Annotated in this window: 16 protein-coding genes; 5 read left to right on the top strand and 11 right to left on the bottom strand. The window is 68.9% G+C overall.

Annotated features, from left to right (window positions below):
• The first annotated feature begins 28 nt into the window (after positions 1 to 28).
• Positions 29 to 1,774: a phosphoenolpyruvate carboxykinase (GTP) gene (locus VF329_07545; GenBank protein HEX7080849.1), complete on the top strand. Its 1,746-nt coding sequence runs from the start codon at positions 29 to 31 to the stop codon at positions 1,772 to 1,774.
• 96 nt (positions 1,775 to 1,870) lie between these two features.
• Here VF329_07545 and VF329_07540 read toward each other — a convergent pair whose 3' ends face one another.
• From VF329_07540 to VF329_07505, 8 genes are all read right to left on the bottom strand, one after another.
• Positions 1,871 to 2,773: an adenylate/guanylate cyclase domain-containing protein gene (locus VF329_07540; GenBank protein ID HEX7080848.1), complete on the bottom strand. Its 903-nt coding sequence runs from the start codon at positions 2,771 to 2,773 to the stop codon at positions 1,871 to 1,873.
• Between the two features lie 147 nt (positions 2,774 to 2,920).
• On the bottom strand, positions 2,921 to 3,730 hold the full coding sequence (locus VF329_07535; GenBank protein HEX7080847.1) for a class I SAM-dependent methyltransferase: 810 nt from the start codon (positions 3,728 to 3,730) through the stop codon (positions 2,921 to 2,923).
• Positions 3,731 to 3,959: 229 nt separating this feature from the next.
• Positions 3,960 to 4,988 (bottom strand): tRNA dihydrouridine(20/20a) synthase DusA, encoded by a 1,029-nt coding sequence (dusA, locus tag VF329_07530; GenBank protein HEX7080846.1) that lies wholly within the window; start codon positions 4,986 to 4,988, stop codon positions 3,960 to 3,962.
• A 59-nt stretch (positions 4,989 to 5,047) separates the two neighbouring features.
• Positions 5,048 to 6,187, bottom strand: a complete 1,140-nt coding sequence (locus VF329_07525) for a carboxylate-amine ligase (GenBank protein HEX7080845.1) — start codon at positions 6,185 to 6,187, stop codon at positions 5,048 to 5,050.
• Positions 6,184 to 7,083 (bottom strand): N-formylglutamate amidohydrolase, encoded by a 900-nt coding sequence (locus tag VF329_07520; protein ID HEX7080844.1) that lies wholly within the window; start codon positions 7,081 to 7,083, stop codon positions 6,184 to 6,186. The genes VF329_07525 and VF329_07520 overlap by 4 nt, the downstream gene beginning before the upstream one ends.
• 175 nt (positions 7,084 to 7,258) lie before the next feature.
• The gene (locus VF329_07515) at positions 7,259 to 11,122 is read right to left on the bottom strand and encodes an EAL domain-containing protein (protein HEX7080843.1); all 3,864 of its coding nucleotides are present in this window, start codon (positions 11,120 to 11,122) and stop codon (positions 7,259 to 7,261) included.
• Positions 11,123 to 11,486: 364 nt separating this feature from the next.
• A complete protein-coding gene (locus VF329_07510; GenBank protein ID HEX7080842.1) occupies positions 11,487 to 12,065 on the bottom strand; it encodes a hypothetical protein in 579 nt (192 codons plus the stop codon).
• A complete protein-coding gene (locus tag VF329_07505) occupies positions 12,062 to 13,825 on the bottom strand; it encodes a hypothetical protein (protein HEX7080841.1) in 1,764 nt (587 codons plus the stop codon). The genes VF329_07510 and VF329_07505 overlap by 4 nt, the downstream gene beginning before the upstream one ends.
• A gap of 281 nt (positions 13,826 to 14,106) precedes the next feature.
• Between VF329_07505 and galE the strand changes: the two genes are divergently transcribed.
• From galE to VF329_07485, 4 genes are all read left to right on the top strand, one after another.
• Positions 14,107 to 15,105 carry a UDP-glucose 4-epimerase GalE gene (galE, locus tag VF329_07500; GenBank protein ID HEX7080840.1) on the top strand — a complete coding sequence of 333 codons (999 nt, stop codon included), beginning with the start codon at positions 14,107 to 14,109 and terminating at the stop codon, positions 15,103 to 15,105.
• A gap of 36 nt (positions 15,106 to 15,141) precedes the next feature.
• Positions 15,142 to 16,608 (top strand): ATP-binding protein, encoded by a 1,467-nt coding sequence (locus VF329_07495; protein HEX7080839.1) that lies wholly within the window; start codon positions 15,142 to 15,144, stop codon positions 16,606 to 16,608.
• Between the two features lie 71 nt (positions 16,609 to 16,679).
• On the top strand, positions 16,680 to 17,312 hold the full coding sequence (locus VF329_07490) for a hypothetical protein (protein ID HEX7080838.1): 633 nt from the start codon (positions 16,680 to 16,682) through the stop codon (positions 17,310 to 17,312).
• Positions 17,313 to 17,352: 40 nt separating this feature from the next.
• Entirely contained in the window at positions 17,353 to 18,672 is a 1,320-nt protein-coding gene (locus VF329_07485; protein ID HEX7080837.1) for a sigma 54-interacting transcriptional regulator, read from the top strand.
• An 81-nt stretch (positions 18,673 to 18,753) separates the two neighbouring features.
• On the opposite strand, the gene prsR is transcribed toward VF329_07485, so the two are convergent.
• From prsR to VF329_07470, 3 genes are all read right to left on the bottom strand, one after another.
• Entirely contained in the window at positions 18,754 to 20,127 is a 1,374-nt protein-coding gene (prsR, locus tag VF329_07480) for a PEP-CTERM-box response regulator transcription factor (GenBank protein HEX7080836.1), read from the bottom strand.
• Between the two features lie 184 nt (positions 20,128 to 20,311).
• Positions 20,312 to 21,523 carry a DegT/DnrJ/EryC1/StrS family aminotransferase gene (locus VF329_07475; protein HEX7080835.1) on the bottom strand — a complete coding sequence of 404 codons (1,212 nt, stop codon included), beginning with the start codon at positions 21,521 to 21,523 and terminating at the stop codon, positions 20,312 to 20,314.
• Between the two features lie 457 nt (positions 21,524 to 21,980).
• Positions 21,981 to 24,191 (bottom strand): energy transducer TonB, encoded by a 2,211-nt coding sequence (locus VF329_07470; GenBank protein HEX7080834.1) that lies wholly within the window; start codon positions 24,189 to 24,191, stop codon positions 21,981 to 21,983.

The raw sequence follows: 24,191 nt of genomic DNA, 5'->3' as shown, positions 1-24,191 counted from the left end.
ACCCATCCGGCATCCTAAAGAATCATCGATGACGACAAAACTCGACTCCCTCGGCGAATGGATCGCCGAGGCGGCGAAGCTTACACAACCCGACCACGTGCACTGGTGCGACGGCTCCGAGGAGGAATACCGCAGCCTGATCGGGCAAATGCTCGAGAGCGGCACCCTGATCGAGCTGAACCAGGAGAGCTATCCGCGGTGCTACCTGCACCGCTCCGACCCTCAGGACGTCGCCCGCGTCGAGCATCTCACCTACGTCTGCACCTCGGAGCAGGAAGATGCCGGCCCGAACAACAACTGGATGCCTCCGGACGAGGCGAAAGGGCTCATGCGAGAGTGCTTCCGCGGCTGCATGCGCGGCCGCACGATGTACGTGATTCCGTACTGCATGGGGCCGATCGATTCTCCGTACGCGCGCTGCGGCGTCGAGATCACGGACAGCCCGTACGTCGTCGCGAACATGTATTTGATGACGCGGATGGGGAAACGCGCGCTCGAGCGGATCGAGCGTGACGGGACGTTCGTCAGGGGCCTCCACTCCACCGGCGAGCTCGATCCCGAGAAGCGCTACATCATGCACTTCCCCGAGGATCTTTCGATCATGAGCTACGGCTCGGGCTACGGCGGCAACGCGCTGCTCGGCAAGAAATGCCATGCGCTGCGGATCGCGAGCTGGCAGGCCCGTGACGAGGGCTGGCTCGCCGAGCACATGCTGATCGTCGGCGTCGAGAGTCCGGCCGGCGAGACCCATTACCTCGCCTGCGCGTTCCCGTCGGCCTGCGGCAAGACGAATCTCGCGATGCTGATTCCGCCGGAGAGTCACAAGGGTTGGAAGGTCTGGACGCTCGGCGACGACATCGCGTGGATGCACATGGGCGACGACGGGCGGCTGCGCGCGATCAACCCGGAGGCCGGATACTTCGGCGTCGTGCCCGGCACGAACCGCAAGACGAACCGCAACGCGTTCGACATGATCTCGCACGACACGATCTTCACGAACGTCGCGGTCACGGCTAACAACGAGCCGTGGTGGGAGGAGAAAGGCGAAGGGACGCCGGTCACGGACTGGCTCGGCAAGCCGTACGAGCCCGGCAACGGTCCGGCCGCGCACCCGAACTCGCGCTTCACCGTCTCGGCCAAGCAGAACCCGAGCTACTCGAGCCTCGCGGAGGCGCCCGAGGGTGTGCCGATCTCGGCGCGCGTCTTCGGCGGCCGCCGGCGGGAGCTTGCGCCGCTCGTCTACGAGGCGCGCGACTGGGCGCACGGCGTGCTCGTCGGCGCGAGCGTCGCGTCCGAGACCACGGCGGCCGCCACGGGCAAGGTCGGCGTCGTGCGCCGCGATCCGATGGCGATGAAGCCGTTCTGCGGCTACAACTACGGCGACTACTGGGCGCATTGGCTCAGCTTTGCCGAGCGCTCGACGCGGCTGCCGCGCGTATTTCACGTCAACTGGTTCCGCCGCGACGCGGACGGCAGGTTCCTGTGGCCCGGCTACGGCGAGAACCTGCGCGTGCTGCGCTGGATGATCGAACGCTGTGAGGGACGGGTCGGCGCCGTCGACACTCCGATCGGCCGGCTGCCGAAGGAATCCGACATCGACATCACCGGTCTCGACGTGTCGCCGCAGACCCTTCGGCAGCTCCTCGCCGTCGATCCGGAGCAGTGGCGTGTCGAGATGCGGGATCTCGGCGACTACCTCGAGACCTTCGGCCAGCGTCTCCCGGCACGGTTGCGGGAGGAGCACCGGCGCGTGGCGGAGGCGCTGGGCGGCTAGAAAAAGGTGTCAGACACCTTTTTCGGTTGGGAAGGGTGTTAGAACCGCTTTGAAGATGTGTCTGACACCTTTTTCTGCGAAAAAGGTGTCAGACACTTACTCTTCGACGACGTAGTGGACCGCGAGCGCGGTGCCGGGCTGGGCGGCGCGGCCGAGACCGATGACGCCCTCGCCGGTCAGCTGGGTGCTGTCGCGGCGAACGAAGATCTCCTCGCCCGTATCGGTGTGCACGAACGTGCCGTTCGTGCTCTCGTCGACGAGCGTGAATTTGTCGCGACTCACTTCGACACGGGCGTGCAGGCGCGAGATCAGGTTGCCCTTGACGACGAGATCGTTGTCCTCGGCGCGCCCGAGCGTGACACTCTTGCGGCCTTCGCCGACCAGAATCTCCTTGCCCTGATAGCGTAGGCTCAACCGCTTCGGCCGCGCGTTCGCCTTCCTCGTCCACGGCACCGTCGGCAGCATGCTCGTGGCTTCCTCGGGCTGCCAGAGCACCTCGAACAGGATGACCTCGTCGGCCTTGCCCCGCACGGTCGCGACGTCGATCTGCCGCGCCGCCGACTGCCACTCCGGCGACAGCCGCTCGACCGTGGACAGCGTCGTGATGATCTGCTTCGCCTTCGCCTGGCTCGTCATCCGGTTCGCGATGTGCACCGCGGACCCGAAGATGTCGCGATGCTCCTGCACGACCGGCCCGAAGTGGCAACCGATCCGGATCGAGACATGGCCTCGGTCATGGGCGAGCTCCGGCGCAGTGGAGATGCGCTCCTGCATGCGCCGGGCGGCGTTCATCGCCTCGTCGGGCGTGGGGAACGTGGACATCACCTCGTCCCCCATCGTCTTGATTACCGTGCCGCGGTTCGCCTCGGTGGCCTCTCGCATGATCTCGAGACAGCGGCCGACCATTTCTCGCGCCTGGCCGTCGCCGAGCTGCTCGTAGAGCTGCGTGCTGCCCACCACGTCGGCGAACAGGATGGCAACCTCAACTTCCCTACCCATGGCTTCCTTCGCCGCCAGCTGCGGGGCGGAGTCGGGACGATTATACGTCCGGCGATCCGCCCGTCACGTGATCCGGCGCAGCCCCCGCCTTCGGCACCGCCCGGGCGGCGCCGCCGCCTCCGGGAAACGAGAGAAGCGGCCGAGGCGCTACTTCTCGGCCACGACGTACGCGACCCAGGCGGGATCGGGCTCCCCCGTCTCGGTCTCGTAGAATTCGCCGTTGGCCTCGCCGTCCTCGTCCTCCCCTTCCCAGTAGACCCGAACCTTCGAGTAGCCCGCTTCGTCGAGCAGCTCCCGCAGCTCCGGCAGCGTCCACATGCGCCACTCGTAGCTGAAGGCGTTCTTCAGCTTCGAGCCGTCGGGGAACTTGAAGTGGATGTGGCAGACCATCCGGTGCGTGACCGGATCGAACTCGGCCTGGTCCCAGACGTAGGTGAAGTCGTCGTACTTCGTCTTCTCTTTCTGGACGGAAAACGCCTCGGATCCGCCGAACACGTCGAGCACGAACAGCCCGTCGTCGTTCAGCGCGTCGCGCGCGCGGGCGAAATAGGTGCGCAGCTGATCGCGCGTCTTGAAGCAGTAGTAGCTGAAGTTGAAAGCGCCGACGAGATCCACGCGCTCCGTTTCGACGGTCATGACATCGGCATGCAGCAGCTTCACGCGCGCTCGATCGACCTCCGGCAGACGGCCGACGCGGTTCGCCCTCCCCCATTCGAGCACGTAGTCGTCGATGTCGACGCCGATCGCCGTGCGCCGAGGACCGCTTCGCACCCACTCGCAGGCGGCGCTCGCCGTGCCGCAGAAATCCTCGCGGAAGCTGATCGGCTCGCGTCCGCGCAGCGACTTGAACGTGTCGACGAGATACTCCACCTCGCCGTCCACGGCCTGCACGGCTTCCTCGTAGAGCTCGTAGATGTCCGCCTGCTGCGCCATCGTGAGCTGCGGCTTTCGCTTCACGCCGGACTTCGCCACATTCGACCTCTCATGCCTTCGGAAGGGAAAGCGCATTTTAGCCGCAACGCGCGACGCTTTTCATGGCGGATCGACGGCACGCCGTGAGGGCCTATGCCGCGGTGACTCGATCGACGGCGCGCCGAGCGGATCGATGCCGCGGTGACTCGATCGACCGAGCGGATCGACGACGCGGTGGCCGTCGCAACGCGCCGAGCGGATCGACGCCGCGCCGTCAAGCCGCGCGCGGCTCGCGCGTCGGTGAGTCGAGCTCGGTGGCGAGCGCGACGAGCTCGCCGAGACGCGCCGAGGCCTTGCCCGCTCTCGGCCACTCGGCGAGCGTTTTGCGCCAGCGGCGCCCACCGGGACGAGCGGTGAAGAGCCCCATGAGATGCCGCAACATCGCGTTCAACGGCGTCCCCGCGCGAAGCTCGCCCTCGGCGTAAGCAACGAACGCTTCGACGGCGTGCACGCGGGTCGGCGAAGCGCCGCCGAAAATCGCCTGATCGAGGCGCGCGAGCAGCATCGGATCGTGGTATGCGGCCCGTCCGAGCATGACGCCGTCGACCTGCGCGAGCTGCGCGATCGCGGGCTCGAGCGCCGCGAGTCCGCCGTTCAGCACGATTTCGAGCGCGGCGAAGTCGCGCTTCAAACGATGCACGCGCGGATAGTCGAGCGGCGGCACATCGCGGTTCTGCTTCGGGCTCAGCCCCTTCAGCCACGCCTTGCGGGCATGCACGATCACCGTCCCGCATCCTGCCTCGGCGACGGCGCCGACGAAGTCGCAAAGGAACTCGTAGCTGTCGTGCTCGTCGACGCCGAGCCGGGTCTTCACGGTGATCGGCGCGGGCGACGCTTCGGCCATCGCGGCGACACAGGACGCGACGCGGCGCGGCTCGCGCATCAGCGCGGCGCCGAAGCATCCGGCCTGGACCCGGTCGCTCGGGCAACCGACGTTGAGGTTGATCTCGTCGTAGCCGGCCGCCGCGCCGAGCTTCGCAGCGGCCGCGAGCGCATCGGGCTCGCTTCCGCCGAGCTGCAGCGCGACCGGGTGCTCGGCCGTATCGAACCGGAGCAGCTTCGCCGCGTCGCCGCGCAGCAGCGCCGCGGCCGTGATCATCTCGGTATAGAGGCGCGCGTTCGGAGCGAGCAGCCTCAGGAAGTAACGGCAATGCCGGTCCGTGCGCTCCATCATCGGCGCCACGCAAAGACGCCGGCCGCCGAAGGCGGCCCGCTCGGTCGTGCTCGTCGTTCGGCGATCCATCGGCCGGATCTTCGCCGGTTTTTCCGGAGGTGGCCAGCCGATCGGCCCGCTCCGAATCCTCACCAGCGGATGCCGCGTCCCGTCTCCTCGATCAGGTGATCGACGACGGCCCGGTTCGCCTCCTCGGCGTCGGCTCCGTCCTCGAGCGCCTTCGCGCGCACTGCGAGCTGGCGGTGAGCGCTCGTCCCGCGCGCGAGGATCTTGCGCGCATGCTCGACCTCGGCGGTGCAGCCGAGCGTTTCGGCATCCTCGCGGACGAGCTCGAGCATTTCCTCGAGCAGCTGCGGGAACGGGATCACCTTGCCGCGCCCGAGGTCGATGAGGCCTTGATCGAAGCTGTAGCGCATCGCTCGCCAGCGGTTCTCGCGGATCAGCATCGGCGAGTACGTGCGCCAGCGCTGGTTGCCGCGGCGAAGCCGATACAGCATGCGAAGCAGCGAGACGACGAGGGCGGCGAGGCAGAGCGCGTCCTCGAGCGACGTACAGACGTCCATGACGCGGGTCTCGAGCGTCGGGTAGCGGGCGCTCGGCCGGAGGTCCCACCAGATCTTCGTCGCATTCTCGATCACGCCCGCGTCCACCATCACTCGCACGAGCTGGCGGTAATCCGCGAAGCTCTGAAAGCGCTCCGGGATGCCCGTGCGCGGCAAGCCGTCGAACACCGTGAGCCGGAACGACTTGAGCCCCGTATCGATCCCTTCCCAGAGCGGCGACGAGCAGGAGAGCGCGAGCAGATGCGGCAGGAAGTAGCGGAACTGGTTCATCAGGTCGATGCGCACCTCCTCGTCCTCGATCCCGACGTGGACGTGCATGCCGCAGATCAGGAGACGGCGGGCGGCGGCCTGCATCTCCTGGAACAGCGCGTGATAACGGGCGCGCTCCGTATGCTTCTGACTCGTCCAGACCGCGAATGGATGCGTCGACACCGCGAGCGGCGCTAGCCCGTGCTCCGCCGCGACGTCGATGACGGCGCCGCGCAGCACCGTGAGCGAGTCGCGAACCTCGGCGAGCGTCTTGCAGACCCGCGTTCCGATCTCGATCTGCGAACGCATGAACTCGGGCTTGACCTGCTGGCCCTCGATGCGCGCGCCGCACTCCTTCAGCATCGCGCGCGGCATCCGCTCGACGAGGTCGCGCGTCTCCCGGTCCACGAGGAGGTACTCCTCCTCGACGCCGAGCGTGAACGAAGGCTCCTTCATCGGCGCCCTCCCGGCCGGGCCGCAGCGCTTTCCACGGCCCCAAGCAAGCCGCCCTCCTCCGAACGACCGCTCGCGCGGCCGGGCGCGTGCGGCGCCGGCCTGGGCCGGTACAGGGCGGGATCGCGGAGCACGGTGTCGAGCGCTTCGGCGATTCGGTCCGCCCAGCGTTCCTGGCCAGTCTCGTCGCGTATCAGATCCTGGCGAATCTCGAGGCTCACGTGCGCGATGCCGCGCGGCTCGGCATGGTGATCGATCGTGAAGTCGGCCGGATGCCGCCCGGAGTAAGGCTCGTTGTCTCCGACGACGACGTCGGACGCGCCGCGAAACGCGGCCATCAGGCGTAGCGGCAGACGCGGGTCCTTGTCCCAGAGCACACCGACGTGCCAAGGCCGCTCGATGCCGTGGAGGCGCGGCGTGAAGCTGTGCACCGCGATCATTACCGGGCGCTCGTCCTCCGACGTCGATTCGTCGAGCATGCGGTCGATCGCGTCGTGGTACGGCCAGTAGATCTCGCGCGCCCGGGCTTCCTTCGCGGCGTCGTCGAGACCGAGATTGCCGGGCACGAGCACGCCGTCGCTGAGCGACGCGAACGCGCTCGCGTCCGCGAGCCCGCGGTTCAAGTCCACGACGAGGCGCGAGTAGCCGCCGAGCACGGCCTTCGCGCCGAGCCGCTCGGTGAGCCTATAGGCGACCGCGGCCGCGCCGATGTCCCAGGCGATGTGGTCGCGAAGCTGGCGCTCGCCGAGGCCGAGGTTGCGTAGCGACCGCGGCACGCGATTCGAGGCGTGATCGCAGACGAGGACGATCGGCCGCCCGGGCCGCCCGGAGCTGACGGTCGCGAACGCCGGCGGCTCGTCGGCGGCAATGAGCGGCGCGGTCGAATCGCTTCGGTTCACTGAGGCTTCCGGTCCGGCGTGAGGCCCGCTCCGCATACTCTACACGCGGCCAAGCGCCGAGAGCTTCGCGCGCCAAAAAAGGTGTCCGAAAAAAGGTGTCAGACACCTTTTCCCCACCGGAAAAAACGGTGCCTGACACGTTTTCCGGGGAAAAGGTGTCAGACACCTTTTTCGGTCAGGCGCGGCGGCGCTCGGCGCGGCGGACGGGAAGCTCGCTCACGGGCTGCGGCACGGCGATGAAGAAGCCCTGGGCGAACGAGATGCCGATCTCGCCGAGCCGCTTCAGCACGTCGCGGCCCTCCACGCGCTCGGCGACTGTCTGGATGCGCAGCGCCTTCGCCATCCGCGCGATCGCCTCGACCATGCTCTCGTCGGCCGGATCCCGCGTCACGTTGCGGATGAATTGGCCGTCGATCTTCAGGTAATCCACGGGCAGGTGCTTCAGGTACGTCAACGACGACAGGCCCGTGCCGAAGTCGTCGAGCGAGAAGCGGCAACCGCGCTCCTTCAGAGCGCGCATGAACGAGACGACGTTGCCGAGGTTCGCGATCGCGGCGGTCTCCGTGATCTCGAAGCACAACGCGCCGGGAGGAACGTTCTCCGCGTGAAGCTCGTCCAGCAGAAAGTCGACGAAGCGGCCGTCGCTCAGCGTGGTGCCCGAGAGGTTCACGGCGAGCATGTAGGGCTCGCAGGCGTCGTCTTCGCGATAGACGAGCGAGCCCATGACCTGGCTGATGACCCAGCGGTCGAGGCTCGGCATCAGGTTGTAGCGCTCCGCCGCAGGAATGAACGTCGTCGGCGGCACCAGATCGCCGCGCTCGTTGCGCATGCGCAGCAGCAGCTCGTACATCGGCACGGCCCCGCGCGTGTCGCCGATCGGGACGATCGGCTGGTAGAAGAGCTCGAACCGCTCCTCCTCCCGCGCCCGATTGATCCGCGCGACCCACTGCATCTCCTGATGGCGCTCGGCCGCGTCGCCCTCCTCGTAGACGTGAATTCGGTTGCGGCCGAGATCCTTCGCCACATAGCACGCGACGTCCGCCGCGCTCAGCACGCTGCCGACGCTCTCCGCGCTCGCGTCGACCGGCACGACGCCGATGCTGACGCCGACCTGAAGCGATCCGTCGCGCCACGTGAAGCGAAACTGCGCGATCGCTTCGCGCAGCGCGTCGGCGATCTCGACGGCGCGCTGCACGGGACAGTCGGCGAGGAGCACGGCGAACTCGTCGCCGCCGAGGCGCGCGATGACGTCGGCGGAGCGGACGCGGGCCTTCAGGATCTCGGCGAGCTGCCGCAGCAGCAAATCGCCCGCGGCATGCCCCCATGTGTCGTTCACGACCTTGAACTGATCGAGATCCATGTAGAGCAGCGCGAACGGAGGCGCGCCGTCCTGGCGCACCGCCCGCACGGCCGCCGACAAGCGCTCCTCGAACTCCCGGCGGTTGATGAAGCCCGTGAGCGAGTCGTGGCTCGCGTAATACGAGAGCTTGCGGTGCAGCTGCCGTTCGCGGCTCACGTCGTGAAACACCATGACGGCGCCGATCACGCGGCCGCTGCGGTCCTGGATCGGCGCCGCGGAGTCCTGAATCGCGATCGAGCCGCCGAGTCGATGAGTGAGCACGACGTTCGACGTCAGCGTCACCGTGCGGCCCTCCGCGAGGCAGCGGAGGACCGGCGGCTCGACGACCGCGCCGGTCTCCTCGTCCGTGAGCTGAATGATCTCCTGCACGCTCTTGCCCTGGGCGTCGCGCCGCTCCCACCCGGTGAGCTGCTCGGCCACGGGATTCAGGTACTCGATGCGGCCCGAAGCATCCGTCGTCAGCACCGCGTCGCCGATCGACTGCAACGTGACCTGCGCGCGCTCCTTCTCGCGAAAGAGCGCCTGCTCGGCGGCCTTGCGCTCGGTGACGTCGGTGACGGTGCCCTCGAGATACAGCGGCCGGCCGTCGGCGTCCTTCACGAGCCGGCAGTTCTCGACGACTACCATCGTGCCGCCGTTGCGCCGCTTCAGCCGATACTCGAAGCCGCGCACGAACCCGTCGCCGGCCGCGAGCGCCGCAAGCAGGCGCTCGCGGTCCTTCGGATCGGCGTAGAAGTCGATGATCCGCAGCGATTCCACGGGCTCGTCCTCGTCGAGGCCGAGCATTCGCATCAGGGCCGGGTTCGCGGAGATCAGGTCGCCTTCGACGGTGGTCTGAAAGACGCCGTCGACGACGTTGTCGAAAAGACCGCGGTAGCGCGCTTCGCTCTCCCGAAGCGCGGTCTCGTCGAGCTTCCGGCGGATCGCGATCCCGGCCAGCTGCGCGAGGCGCGTGACGAGATCGAGCTCCTCGGTCTTCGGGCCGCGGGGGGCCGTGCAGTAGATCGCGAGCGTGCCGTGGATGCGGTCGCCGGCCGTGACGATCGGCGTCGAGCAGCACGACGCGATGCCGAGCCCCTCGAGCGTGCCGCGCAGCTCCGCGAGGAGCGGATCTCGCGCGATGTCCGTCACGACGACCTGCCGGCCGAGCGACGCGGCCGCCCCGCAAGGTCCGGCGGCCAGCGACAGGGGCAGCTCCTCGAGGGCGTCCTTCAGCGGCGCGGGCAGCGAGCCGCACGCGGCGAGCCGCAGCCGATGCGCGCTCGTGTCGAGCCGCATCAGCGCCGCATGGAGCTCGGGGTAGAGTGTCTCCACGAGGCGGACGACGGCTTGGAGCGTGCGCTCGAGCGGCGCGTTCGCGGCAATCAGCTCGAGCACGCGCCGCTCGCCGTGGGCGAGCGTGTCGGCGCGCCGCCGGGCCGTAATGTCGATGATGCTCGCGCGGATCAACCGCTTGGTCGACGACGGCAGCCGCAGGAAGCGCACCTCGCACGGGATCTCCTCGCCGCTCGAGTCGCAGTGCAGCCACTCGAACACCGGGCTGCCGCCCTTCAGCGCCCGATCGACATACCCGCGCACGAGGCCGAACGACGGCAGACCGTCCGCCTGTCGCTCCGGGCTGATCTCCCGGGGCCCGATCTTCAGAAGCTCTTCGCGCGGCATCTTGAACAGGCGGGCCGCGTTCTCGTTCGCGTCGACGAAACGGTCCTGATCGACATCGAACACGACGATCGCCTCCGGCGCGTTCTCGACGAGCGCGCGGTAGCGCGCCTCGCTTTCGCGCAGCGCCTGCTCGTTCTGCATTCGCTCGGTGACGTCGCGCATGCAGAGCACGTAGAACGGGCGGCCGTCGCGCCGCGCGCCCGCCGCGCTCACCGTGACCTCGGCCATGAACGGCTCGCCGTCCCCGCGGCGGCCTTCGATCGGCGTCGGCCGAAGGTCCAGGAGCGTGTCCTCCGCCCGCTCCGCGAGGGCCGCGAGCGCGGCGTCCGCCGGCTCGAGCGACGGGATGAACGCCGAGATCGGCCGGCCGGGCAGGTCGGCGGGATCGATGCAAAGGAGCCGGGATGCCGCCGCGTTTGCCCGCCGCACGCGGCCCTCGCCGTCGACGGTGACGATCGCGTCCTTGACGTTATCGAGAATCGCTTGAAGCGACGTTTCGTCGCCGGTCGCCTCCGGGTCGGCCGGCGACGGACCGAAACCGGCCGGCACTGACCCGAAACCGGCCGGCGCGGGCTCCGGGGCCGCGGAGGGCTCCGGTGCAGCCGCCGCCCCGGATGCGACCGGAGCGAAAGGCGCAAACGCCTGCTCGCGGGTCACGGTGGTCTCGTCCGGCCCGACCGGCGCCGTTCGGACCTGCTCGGTCGGGTCCTCGACGTCGCCGATCTGCTGCAAGACGGCCGCGACCTCGCTGTCCTCGAGCGGCCCGCCGCCCGCCCCCGTACGGTCGGGCAGCGCCCCCGCCCGGCGGTCGGGCGGCAGCGCCTCCGGGCGGTCGGGAGACCTTTCCTCCGGGCCGTCGGGCGACGACCCGGCCTCCGTGCCGCCAGGCGGCCGCTCCGTGCCCCGAAACCGCTCGGGATCGTCCGCCGCGCCGCGCAGGACCATGGCGAGCGCGTCCCGAGCGGAGGCGTGGGCGAGCGCGGCCGCGATCCGGCGCTTCAGGCGATCGTTCAACATCGAGGGCGTCTTCCGGCCGGCGCCGGCCAGAGCTTTCGAGGCGCCCACTATAGGGAGTGGGTTTCCCGAGCCGCCGTGATTGAGCTCTCGTTTATGTCAGCTTCGGCTCGATTATGTCGTGCTGCGAGCGCTGGCGGCGGCCGCCAGCGGGCGGCGGGCGCGACCGGCAGCGGAGCGGCGCGGCCGGCGACGGACGGTGCGGCCGGCGGCGGACGGTGCGGCGGCGGAGCGCCGCGGCCAGCAGACGCTTGCCGGCGGCGGCGGGCGCCGGCGCCGCGCCCGCCGGCCGTGCACACGGAAGGCTCCGCGCAGCCCGGAGAGGCCGGAGCGCGCGCCGGGTCGCGATCACCGGGGCGAGAGCGCCCTAACGCGGATCGACGGCCGGCAGACGGATCAGCGGCTGGTCTTCCCGGCCCGAAGCGTCCGGCTCCGCGCCCTCCGCAGGCTCGACCGCCTCGGACCCCGGCCGGCCGTTCGCCTCGTCCCCGGACCGGCCGTCCGCTTTCGCGCTGCCGACCCGGATCGGGACGACGACGCTCCGGCCCTGCCGGGCGCCGTCGACGATCCCCTCGGCGAACAGGCGCAGGCGAAGCACGCCGTCGGCCAGCGGCAGCACGGTCACGACCCACTCCGCGGGCGCGTCGCGGCTCGCCGAGGCCGCCGAGAGCACGGCGTCGCGCGGGTCGATCTGCAGCCCCGAGTCGGCCGAGAGCTCGACGGTGACGTCGCCGACCACGGTCTGCGGCCGGAGCGTGACGCGCACCTCGAGCGGCACGCCGAGGACCGGCCGTCCGCCGAGCTCGTGCTCGATCCCGAAAGCGGCGACGGGCTTCCCGGCGTCCGCGAGCGGCGCGCCGGCCTTCGTCTGCGCGGCGGCCCCGCACGCGGCGAGAAGCCACGCGAGCAGGGCTGCCGTCGCCGCGACGACCGTCCGCGAGGTCATTGCGCGGTGATCTCCACCTCGAAGCAGGTCCGTCCGATCGGCGGGTGGTCGCCGTCGTCCGGCTGAGTGTTCGTCCATTCGTATACCTCCAGCACGTAATCGCCGGGGCCGAGGGAGGCCTCGAAGCGCTCGACGCACCCGGACGGCGTGTCGACGGTGCACGCCGCGTCGTCCGGGGCGTCTTCCGATCTCGCGAAGGGCCCGCTGCGATAGAGGATCATGTCCGGGTCCGCCGTCGCGCCGGCCGGCATCTTCACCGTCGTGGCCGTGATCGCGTAGTCCGCGACGTCCGGCACGGCGAGCTTCAGGAACGCCCGGGACCCGAGCTTGTTCACCGAGCCGGTGACACCCCCATAGTTGTACGCGTCGGTGCTGCACAGCGTCACGGGCAGACCCACGGCGAGGTCCTTGTAGATCGGCAGGATGTCGTCGCTCTCGACGGCGGTGGGATCGGTCGGCGTGCCGAAGTTGTCCTCGCCGCTCCCGTACGCGTCGGCGACCGGCGCGATCGCGTGGGCCTCGACGAGGGCGTTGAGGTCCTCCGCGACGGCCGGCACACGCCGCTTCAGCGCGTCGATGAACGCGAAAATGCTCGTGAGCGCCGGCGTTTCGCGGATGTCGGCCGTCATCACGTCGAAGATCGGCCCGAAGCCGAGCGCAACCGTATCCTCGGGCTCGTCCGCGCCCTGCGCGGCGTCGAACAGGTCGTAGACGATCTCCTGGACCGACTCCTCGCTGAACCAGCCGGGATTCGGATTCGGATGGCTCGCGGAGCTTTGCGGAACGAAGGGTCCCTCGACGTCGAATGCGAACCCGCTGGCCTGCCCGGGCCCCAGCACGTCGGTATAGATCTTGTCGCCGGTGATCATGGCCGAGACCGCGTTCGCGAAGCCCTCGCTGAACGCGGTCCGCATGTCGAGCTGATCGCCGCGCGTGTGCGGACCGCCGATGCTGTCGGAGCGGGCGAGCGCGTTCTCGAAGAAATGCGCCCACTCGTGAGCGATCACGTGCCGGTCGTACTCGTCGGTGTCGCTGTCCTCCGCACCGAGCAGATAGATGCCGGCGCCGGGCCGGAACAGGCTCGAGCCGATCTCGCCGGTCGCGAAGTCCGGCACGCCGTCGGCGCCGCGGCTCGGCACGTTGTCGGCGCTCCAGTGGAGCACGAGCGGCGGGAAGACCGTGTCCGGCGCGACGGAGAGAACGAACTGGGTGGCGTCGTACACGACGTCGAGGATCGCGAACGGCGCCGCGGAGCGGGTGCCCGTGTAGGCCGCGCCGTCCCACCCGGACGCCGCGTGCAGGTCGAGCGCGAGATCCGCCTCCTCCGTTGCAAATTCGGCGCTTTCGAGCACATAGAGCGCGTCGCCTTCGGTGTTGTCGACGACGCGGTAGTCCCAGGCCGGAGTGCCGGCGCGGCGCATCTCCGCGCTGACCCGGACCTTCACGCCGGCGATGTTTGGCGGAAGCTCCAAAGCATAGCGGCCGGCCTCGTCGGTCGTCGTAGAATCGAGAACGTCGCCGTCCCGAACGGCTTCGACGGTGAGGCCCCGCGCGGGGCTTTGCTCGACGCGGTCGTAGTCGAGCCCGAGACCGACGACCGGGACTTTGTCGAACGTCACGGCGCCGCTCACGACGACAGCGGTGCTCGCGCTCGCGTCCCCGCCGCCTCCGCAACCCGTCAACAGCCCGGCCGAGACCGCGAGCCACGCGAGCCAGCAGGGCAGCGGCAGCGCTCGCGCCCGCGGTGCGCTCCGTTCCATCGAGCACCCTTCTTTCGGGATCCATCGGATAACATACCGGGGTCCGTGCGTCGATGGTATCGCCCGCTTCGCGAATCCAGTGTCTCGCGCAGGCGACGTTTCGCCGAAAAAACCACTGCAAACCGAGACTCGCTGCCGATTTGGGCCGCGGATCCGAGGTGCATACTGTAAGCCGCCGGGGGAGCGGCGGTTGTCGCCAACCGGCGACGGGTACCCGTTGAGCGGACGCGAGAACTGATAGACTCGCCCCGTTTGATTATGTCGCTCCGTTAGAGAGAATGATGGGCCCGAAGACGATACTCGTGACCGGAGGTGCGGGTTATATCGGCTCGCACGTAGTTCGCCAGCTCGGCGAGGCGGGCGAAGACGTCGTCGTGTTGGACGATCTTTCCACCGGGTTCAGGCAAGCCGTGCTGTATGGCGAGCTCGTCGTCGGGAACACCGGCGACAGGGAGTGTCTGGATGACCTGTTCACGCGATTCGACATCGACACGGTCATGCACTTCGCAGCCCATACGATCGTCCCCGAATCGGTCGCCGACCCGCTCAAGTATTACCGCAACAACACGTGCGCGAGCCGCACGCTGATCGAGGCGGCGCAGCGCGCGGGTGTGCGCCATTTCGTCTTCTCGTCGACGGCGGCCGTTTACGGCATCCCGGAAGGCGGGCGCGCATCGGAGGAGAGTGCAACCGCGCCGATCAATCCGTACGGCACGTCGAAGCTGATGACCGAATGGATGCTGCGCGATGTCGCGGCGGTCACGCCGATGACGTATGTCGCGCTGCGCTACTTCAATGTCGCGGGCTGCGACCCCGAAGGAAGGATCGGGCAGTCGACGCCGAAGGCCACGCTGCTGACGAAGGTCGCGTGCGAGGCCGCGGTAGGGAAGCGGTCGCACGTCTCGATCTTCGGCACCGATTATCCGACGCCGGACGGGACCGGCGTGCGCGACTACATCCACGTCGAAGATCTCGCGGCCGCCCATCTGAAGGCGCTCGAGTACCTGCGTGCCGGCGGCGAGTCGACGACGTTGAACTGCGGCTACGGACGCGGCTACAGCGTGCGCGAGCTGATCGCCGCGGTCGAGCAGGCGGCGGGTCACGAGCTGCGCAAGCGGGAGGAGCCGAGACGCGCCGGCGATCCGCCCGTGCTCGTGGCGGAAGCCGAACGGATCCGCACGACGCTCGGCTGGACGCCCAAGTACGACGATCTCGAGCAGATCGTGTCGAGCTCGCTGAACTGGGAGCGCAAGCTCGCGGCCGGCGTGTGGGCGAGCTGAGCTCGGATTGGCGACGAACGTGACGGATAACGCCAAGTGAAAATCGGGCGACCCCGCACTCTCCTCGGGCTGACGCTCGTGGGGCTGGCGCTCGTCACGCTCCCGCTCTTGATCGCGATCGCGAACGCGGCGATCAAGCTCGGGCAGCTTGCGGCCGAGAGCGAAGCGGTGGCCGAGGAGAACGCCGCTACGCTGCTCGAATCGCAGCGTATCTCGAGCCTGCTGATGAACCTGGAGCGCTCCGCACGCCAGTACCTGCTTCTCGAGAAGGATCGGGAGTATCTCCCGATCTACGACGCGGATCAGGCGGCGCTCGAGCAGAGCATCGCGACGCTCGCGGCCCTGCCGCAGGAGGCCGCCGTCGCGGCACAGCTGCAGAATCTCTTGCAAGTGTCGAAAGAGACGCGCGCGGCGCTCACACAGGACGTGCCGGCCGACGAGACGCTCGAGATCGTCATCGAAAACTTCAGGACCTTGGCGAGCGCGGCGCGCGAGATTTCGCAGGGCATGCGCATCGCCCGCAACGCGCAGCTCGCCGCGCTTCAGGAGAGCACGCGCGACGCGCAGCAGGCGCTGATGTGGCAGTCGGCGCTGCTGATTCCCGGGACGATCGTGCTGATTCTCTTCTTCCTCGTCGTCGTGGGGCGGCCGATGCGCCAGGTGGACCGCGCGATCCGCGAGCTCGGCAGCGGCGACTTCAGCCACCCGATCACGGTCACCGGCCCCCGCGACATCGAGACGCTCGGTCGGCAGCTCGAGTGGCTGCGCCACCGGCTGAAGGAATCCACCGACGAGAAGAACAAATTCCTGCGGCACATGTCGCATGAGTTGAAGACACCGCTTGCGAACATCCGCGAGGGCACGGAGCTGCTGCTCGACGGTTCGGTCGGCCCGCTCGACACGCAGCAGCACGAGGTCACCGCCATCTTGCGCGACAACGGCGTGAAGCTTCAGAAGCTGATCGAGAATCTGTTGAACTTCAGCGCGTGGCAGACGAAGACCGCGTCGCTCGAGATCTGCGAGTTCGAGCTGAAGCCGCTCGTCTTCTCGGTGCTCAGCCAGCACCGGCTGTTGATATCGAATCAAAAGATCAAGCTCCAGCTCGAGGTAAGCGCAATCCGAGTGCGCGCGGACGAAGGCAAGCTGCGGCTCGTGCTCGAGAACCTGATCTCGAACGCGATCAAGTTCCTGCCGAACGGCGGCACGATTTACGTGGGCGCGGAGCTGAAGGGCACGGAGCTCGTGCTCGAGGTCGCGGACACCGGTCCCGGAATCATGCCGGAGGATCGGCCGCGGATCTTCGAGGCGTTCTACCAGGGGCGGCGGCTGCAGGGCGGTCCGATCGGCGGAACCGGCATCGGGCTCTCGGTGGTCGCCGAGTGCGTGCAGGCGCACGGCGGCACGGTGGAGCTGATCGACAGCGACTGGCCGGGCGCGCATTTCCAGGTCCGTCTGCCGCTGCGCCGCGCCACCGATCGTCCGCAGCTCGTCGTGAACGCGTGAGAGGAGCGTCGAGAGTGACGGGGGATCGGCGCAAGCGCGCGAGCGGTGAAAAAGGAGTCAGACACCTGAAGGTGTCAGACACTTTTTTCGCGGCGCTCGTCGCGGCCGGCGCGGCTGCGATGCTCGGCGGCTGCACGGCTGGCGGGCTGTTCGTGCGCGACGAGCCGGGCACGACGGACGCCGAGCAGTCGGAAGACGTGTTTCTGGACGGCGAAGGGCTCTCGGTGTATCTCGAGGTCATGCGTCAGCTCGTGGAGGGTGATCCGGTCACGCAGGCCGAGACCTTCCTCGAGGTCGCGGAAGCTGCGGCCGCCGCGCCGACGACGACGAACCGCTTGAAGCTCGCGCTCGCGCTCGCAACGCCCGACCATCCTTCGAGCGATCCGGCCGAAGCCCGACGCATGCTGAGCGAGCTGCTCGCCTCCGGCGCCGCGCTGCTGCCGGAGGAGCGGATGCTCGTCGCGATTCATTTGAAGGAGGTCGAGGAGCGGCTGATTCTCGACGCCGAGGCGGAGCAGCTGCGCGTGGCCGCGGCCGAGGCACGGGAGGCGGAGGACGTCGAGAACGGGCGGCGGCTCGAGGCCGCGCTCGAGGAGAACGAGAGGCTGCGGAAACAACTGCAAGAGGCGCAACAGAAGCTCGATGCGATCACGAACATCGAGCGATCGATCAGGGAACGCGAAAATGGTACAGATTCACAGTAGAGTTTTGCGGCAGGATTCAGATGCCCCTCGGGGGCGCATTTTGCTCGTCGACGACGATCCGGGGCTGCTTCGGCTCCTGAGCATTCGGCTGCGCGCCGAAGGCTACGACGTCGAAGCCGTCGAGAGCGCGAGCGCCGCGCTCGGCGTGCTGCCCCGCTACCGGCCGGACCTCGTCATCACCGATCTCCGGATGGAGAACATGGACGGTATCGGGCTGCTGAAGGAGATCCAGCGGCAGTGGCCCGGGCTCTGCGTGCTCCTGCTGACCGCTCACGGGACGATTCCCGACGCGGTCGAGGCCACGCAGAGCGGCGCATTCGGCTTTCTCACGAAGCCCGTCGACAAGCAGCAGCTTCTCGATGCCGTGGAGCGCGCGATGAAGATCTCGGGCCTACCGCGGACCGAGGACGAGTGGAACGTCGAGATCATCACGCGCAGCCCCGTCATGCAGGAATGCTTGCAGCAGGCGCGGATGGTGGCCGCGAGCGATGCGCGCGTGCTGATCACCGGCGAGTCCGGGACCGGCAAGGAGCTGATGGCGCGGGCGATCCACCGCGCGAGCGACCGCAAGGACAAGCCCTTCGTCGCGATCAACTGCAGCGCGATGGCCGAGAATCTGCTCGAATCCGAGCTGTTCGGCCACGAGAAGGGCGCGTTCACCGGCGCAACGCGCAGCCACAAGGGTCTGTTTCAGGCCGCACACGGCGGCACGCTGCTGCTCGACGAGATCGGCGACATGCCGATGCGGCTGCAGGTCAAGCTCCTCCGCGTCCTCCAGGAGCAGCAGGTGCGGCCGGTCGGCAGCACCGAGCCCGTGCCGATCGACACGCGCGTGATCTCGGCCACGCATCAAGATCTGAACGACCTGATGATCAAAGGCGCGTTTCGCGAGGATCTCTACTACCGGCTGAACGTCGTGAACATTCAGCTGCCGCCGCTTCGGCAGCGGCGCGAGGACGTGCCGCTGCTGGTAGACTACTTCCTCGAGCAGATCGCCGCCGAGTCGGGGCGGGAGCGGAAGGTCTACGCACCCGAGGCGGTGGAGCTCCTCGTCGCGAGCCAGTGGCCCGGCAACGTGCGTCAGCTCTACAACGTCGTCCGCCAGAACGTTGCGCTGTCGCCGTCCCGCGTGATCACGGCCGATCAGGTGCGAAGCGCCCTCGGCGAGCAGGCGAACTCCTTGCCTTCGTTCTCGGAAGCGCGCGACGAGTTCACGCGAAATTATCTATCGCAGCTGCTGCAAATCACCGGTGGGAACGTGAGCCAGGCGGCGCGGCTCGCGAAGCGCAACCGCACGGACTTCTACAAGCTGCTCGCCAGGCACCAGCTGAATCCGGAGCAGTTCAAGGAAGGACGCTAACGAGGCGGTCCGAACGTCGTTTTCGCGCCCCGGCGCAAGGCCGCTCGGCCTGCCGGGGCATGGCCGCCGCGCCGCGCGCGGTCAGCCCGCGTGTTCGGTCAAAACGTCCGACCGAATTTCGTACTTTTGCAGCAGGTCGTACAGCGTGGGCCGCGTGATGCCGAGAAGATCGGCGGCGCGGGAGATGTTGCCTCCGGTACGGATCAGCGCGTGGCGGATCGCCTTGCTCTCGGCGTGCTGGCGGACGACGCGTAGATTCAAGCTCGGCGCCTCGGCGCTCGACAATCCCATGTCCTCGGCCGTGACGTACTTGCCGTCCGCCATGATCACGGCGGCCTTGATCCGGTTCTCCATCTCGCGAACGTTGCCCGGCCACGGATGCGAGTCGATCGCGTCTTGCGCCTCGTCGGTGAAGCCCTTGATGCTCTTGCCCTGCTCCTTCGCGAACCGGGCGAGCAGGTGCCGCGCGAGCAAGATACGGCCCCCGTCGCGTTCCCTGAGCGGCGGTATCGAGATCGTGATCTCGCTGATGCGGTAATACAGGTCGTCGCGGAAACGGCCGGCCGCCATCTCGTCGGTCAGCTTCTTGTTCGTGGCGCAGACGACGCGGACATCGACCGGGATCTCCGCGCGGCCGCCGATCCGCTCCACGACGCGCTCCTGGAGAAAGCGCAGGAGCTTCGCCTGGAGTGCAAGCGGCATGTCGCCGATCTCGTCGAGAAAGAGCGTGCCGCCGTCCGCGACCTCGATCTTGCCGGGCGTCTGCCGCACGGCGCCCGTGAAGGCGCCCTTCTCGAATCCGAAGAGCTCGGACTCGAGCAACGTATCCGGGATTGCCGCGCAGTTGATCGCGACGAAGGGCTTCTTCGCGCGCGTGCTGAGCGCATGGATCGCGCGCGCGAGCAACTCCTTGCCCGTGCCGCTCTCGCCGAGCAACAGGGTCGTGGCGCTGGTCGGCGCGACCTTCTCGATCATCCGGCAGACCTTGAGCATGTTCTCGCTCGCCGCGATCACGCCGTTCAGAGCCGAGGCGGCGTGCCCGTCCGCGAGACGCCGGTTCTCCGCCTCGAGGTCGTAGATGTGGTACGCGCGCTTGACGATGAGCTGCAGGGTGTCGACGTCGACGGGCTTTTGATAGAAGTCGTAAGCGCCGAGCCCGACCGCCTTGACCGCGTTCTGCTGATCGCCGTGGCCGGTGACGACGACGACCTTCGTGAACGGCGCGAGCGTCAGAATCTCCTTCAACGTCGCGAACCCCTCGCCGACGCCGGCGGCATCCGGCGGCAAGCCGAGGTCCTGGAGCACGACGCCCGGCTCGTGCCGGCGCAGCTCAGCGACCGCCGAGGCACGATCCACCGCGGCGATCACGTCGTAGTCCTCGAAGCACCAGCGGAGCTGGCTCTGAATCCCCGGATCGTCCTCGACGATCAGAAGCTTGCGCGGGGCTGCGGTCATGGCGCCGAATGCTGCCATCACTTCGCCGAAAGGGGTAGCCCGCGCGTCACAAATCCTCCGAATCGAAGCGTCCGGCACCCAATGCACGGAGTGCACCCGGCCGGCACCGAATGCACCGGACGCTGCATGGAAACGTTGCCCGGCACCCCATGCACGATGTGCGCGTAAGGCACCGGCTGCACCGCTAGTCGGTGGGCTCGCCGGCGTAGAACTCGGCGATGCGGTCGGCGACGTAGTCGATCTGGGCGGCCGAGAGCTCCGGGTAGACCGGGAGCGCGAGAGTCTCCTCGGCCGCTTTCGAGGCGACCGGGCAGGCGGTGTGCGGGGTGCCGAGGTAGGCGAAGCACTGCTGGCGGTGCAGCGGGACCGGGTAATAGATCTCGGTGCCGATGCCCTGCTCCGCCAGATACGCGCGCAGCTCGTCCCGCCGCGACGCGCGGATCACGTATTGATTGAAGATGTGTCGCCGGCCCGCGACGACGCGCGGCGTTTCCACCGCGCCGGCCGCGGCCGCAAGCAGCTGCGTGTAGCGCTCGGCGTTCGCCTGGCGCGCTCGCGTCCACGCGTCGAGGTGCGCGAGCTTTACGAGAAGCACCGCCGCCTGGAGCTCGTCCAAACGGAAATTCCCGCCGATCACGGCGTGGTAGTACTTCGGCTCCCCGCCATGGACGCGCAGCACCTCGAGCTTCCGCGCGAGCTCCGCGTCGTTCGTCACGCACATGCCCGCATCGCCGAACGCGCCGAGATTCTTCGTCGGGAAGAACGAGAAGCAGCCGATGTCGCCGAGGCTGCCTGCGCGCCGTCCGTCCGGGAGCTCGGCGCCGATCGCCTGCGCCGCATCCTCGACGACCGCGAGGCCGTAACGCCGCGCGATCTCGATCAGCGCGTCCATCTCCGCCATCTGTCCGTAGAGATGCACGGGCACGATCGCCTTGACCGTTCCGCCCGTCCGCCGATGGACCACGCGGTCGCCGTGCCGCGCGCACTCGCTCGAAAGAAATTCCTCGACGGCGGCGGGGGAAAGGTTGAAGCTCTCGGCGTCGATGTCGCAAAAGACCGGTCTCGCGCCGAGCCGCGCAATGACCCCGGCCGTTGCGAAGAACGTGTAAGGCGTCGTGACGACCTCGTCGCCGGCTTCGATCCCGAGGGCCATCAACGCGACGAGCAGCGCGTCCGTGCCCGACGAGACGCCGATCCCGTAGCGCGCATGCGAATACTCCGCGACCCGGCGTTCGAGCTCCGCAACCTTCGGGCCGAGAACGAAACGCTGCGTGTCGCAGACTTCGCGGATCGCGCGCTCGACGTCGGTGCGAATCGGCAGGTATTGCGCGCGGAGATCGAGCAGCGGAACGTCGAGACGAGGCTTGGGATCGGATCCGAAGCTGCGGCGCGACATGTTTCTCTGCGTCGATCGGGCGAGGAAATCAGAGGCCGCCGACGACCGCACGCTCGATTCGCTGCGCGTGGCGTGATCCTTGCCTCCGAGGCATCGAGATCGCGCGTTCGTGGCGCTTCGCGATCGCGGTTGCGACGTTCACGGCTTCGATCGAGTGTGCGAACGAAAAGAGGGCGACGCTGCCATCACTGATGCCCGGAAACCTCCGCCGACACGCGGGACTACCCATGGCTTCCGACAGGCCCCAGCCCGGCAGCGCGCCCCCAAGAGGAAAAGGTGGGCCGTCCTAACGGTGTGGCAGGAGGATACCCGGCCCCGGCCCGTCCGCCAAGGCCGTCGAAGCAAGTCTTTTATTAACAGAGAGTTAACGTTCAGGCGGCTGAAATCGGCCGGAACTTCGCGCGGTAAGCCCCAAAATGTTGTATTTGTGCAACACTTTGGGCGCGGGGGGCGCCCGTCAATCCAGCGTGAAGCGGACGCGAACCCGGAGCCGCCGTTCGTAACGCCGTCCGTCGAGCTCGAACGGCTCGTAGCGCTGCCCCGCGATCATCTCGATCGCCGCCTCATTGAAGCGTTCGCCGGGCGTGCTTTCGACCACGGTGATGTCGCGGGCCCGACCCTCGGTATCGACGACGAAATCGACGTCGACCCACCCCTCGAGCTCGGTGCGCAGCGCCTGCGGGGGATAAACGGCGGGGGGGGACTCGAGCAGGCGCAGCGTGCCGGCCGGAGCCGGCGTCGCGAGAAATTCCGCCTGCAGGCGCTCGGCGCCGATCGTCTCCGCGAGCGCGGCGTCGACCTCGCCGAGCGCCGCGATCCACTCGTCGGCCTCGGTCCACTCGCCCGCCTCGATCGCCCCGCGCGCCCGCGACGCCACCGCATCGCGGAACCTTTGGCGAACGTCCTCGAGACCGGGCAGCGCGGCATTCTGCTCGGCCAGCGCGTCGAGGTAGCCGCGGGCACTGTCCTCGGGCGGTGCGATCAGCCGGCCGTCGGCCAGCGCCGATCGCGCGCTCGCGAGCAGCTCGGCCTGCCGAGCGACCGAGCGGTTACGGAGCGCCGCCTGGAGCTCGGCGTCGAGGACCGCCAACGCGTCGCGGTCGGCGCCGAGGCGGGATGCTTGCTCTGCCTGCGCCTGCGCGGCCTCGAGGTCGCCGCGGCCGAGCGCGAGGCGCGCCGAGGCCACGACGGCCCCGGCCAGATCCTCTTGCAGCTCGAGCACGAGCGAATCGTTGGGGCTCATCGCGGCTGCGCGCTCGAGATACGCCCGAGCGCTATCCCCTTCCGGGAGCAGGAGCTGCCCGCGCGCGAGGCGCGCCGAGGCGAGCGTCAGCAGGCTTTGGAGCTCCGGGGAGCGGGTCGCGGCGACGCCCGGCTGCGCGGCCGGGGCCGCGTCCGACACGTCGTCGAGCGCCCCGGTCTCGACCCGGGCGGTAGCATCCGCGCTACTCGCGTTCGCCGTCGCGGCCGCCTCGACCGCCGGAGCCGCCGCGGCGACGCGCGTCTCGACCGTCCCGGTGGGCGCCGCCTCGGTCGGCCCGGCCGAGCCCTCGGTGGCCCCGCCCGCCGCCGCGGTCGTTCCGTCGCCCGCCGTCCGGGACGCCCCGACGCCTGTCGCGGCGGCCGTCTCGGCCGCTCCGGTCTCCGCCGCCGAGGTTCCGGCTTCCGTCGACGCAGCCGTCCGGGCCGTGCCGGTCCCGTCCGTCGCCGCGCCGGCAACGGCGCCGCTCGATCCGCCGCCGGGCCCGACCTGGTCCGCGCGCCCGACCTCGACCGCGCCCCGGTCGCCGATCTCGCCTTCCGGGAGTGCGCCGCGGAGCGCCGCTGCCGACGTCGTTTCGGGCGCGCCCACAGTGCCGGCCCGCCCGCCGAGATTCGGCAGCCGCCATCCGGCGAGCTCGCCGACGACGACCGCGCCGAGCAGCAACGACGCGAGCGCGGTCGCAAGGAGCCATACCGGCCAAATCGTCCTTGCGCCGCGCGCGCTGCGCCGCGGCGCTTCCTCGAGGGGCAGCGCAGGACGGCGAGGCGCCATCGTGTCGCGAAGCTGCAAGTAGCGGCTGACTGCGGACTCGAGCAGCAGCCGGGTGATCCCGTGGGCCGCGGGCTTGATCAGCAAGCGGTGAATCTTGCGGTCGGACAGAAGCCCCATCAGCGACTGCGCATCGTCCCGCTTCGCCGCGACGATCACGACCAGCGGCGCCATCGCTTCGAGCTCGGCCAGCGCGTCCGCAAGGGACCCCGCGACGGCGTCGTTGTCCAGCAGGACGATGCGGGTGCGTCCCTCGTCGACCGCCTTCGTGAGCTCACGCCAACCGGGGACCGGATAGATCGGATACTGCTCGCCGCCCGCCTGCTGGACGGCCTGGAGGAGCTCCGCGTCGGCGGAGAGAACGTAGATGCTCGCGCCGTCCGCCGCGAGCAGGTCTTTGAGCGGCGTCGGCGGAAGAGTGCTGTCGAGGGACGCGAGGGATCCGGGAATCAGATCGGCGCGGCGCGACGACCCGGTGCTGCCGGCATCCGCCGACGCCCCTTCGGCGCGGGAGTCTTGGTGGTCCGCGGCCATGACCTCGCTCGTGTTCTTCGGACCGGTCTTCGCGCGCGAGCCTTCGCGCTGCGCCTTCCTTGTTGCTGTAGGGCCCGTGCGGCCTCGGCGACACACTTCCAT

The organism is Gammaproteobacteria bacterium, assembly GCA_036381015.1.
In the GTDB taxonomy this organism is placed as follows: Bacteria; Pseudomonadota; Gammaproteobacteria; order Steroidobacterales; family Rariloculaceae; genus ZC4RG20.
The sequence above is the reverse complement of the archived record's forward strand: the minus strand, read 5'-3'. Positions and strand labels throughout refer to the sequence as shown.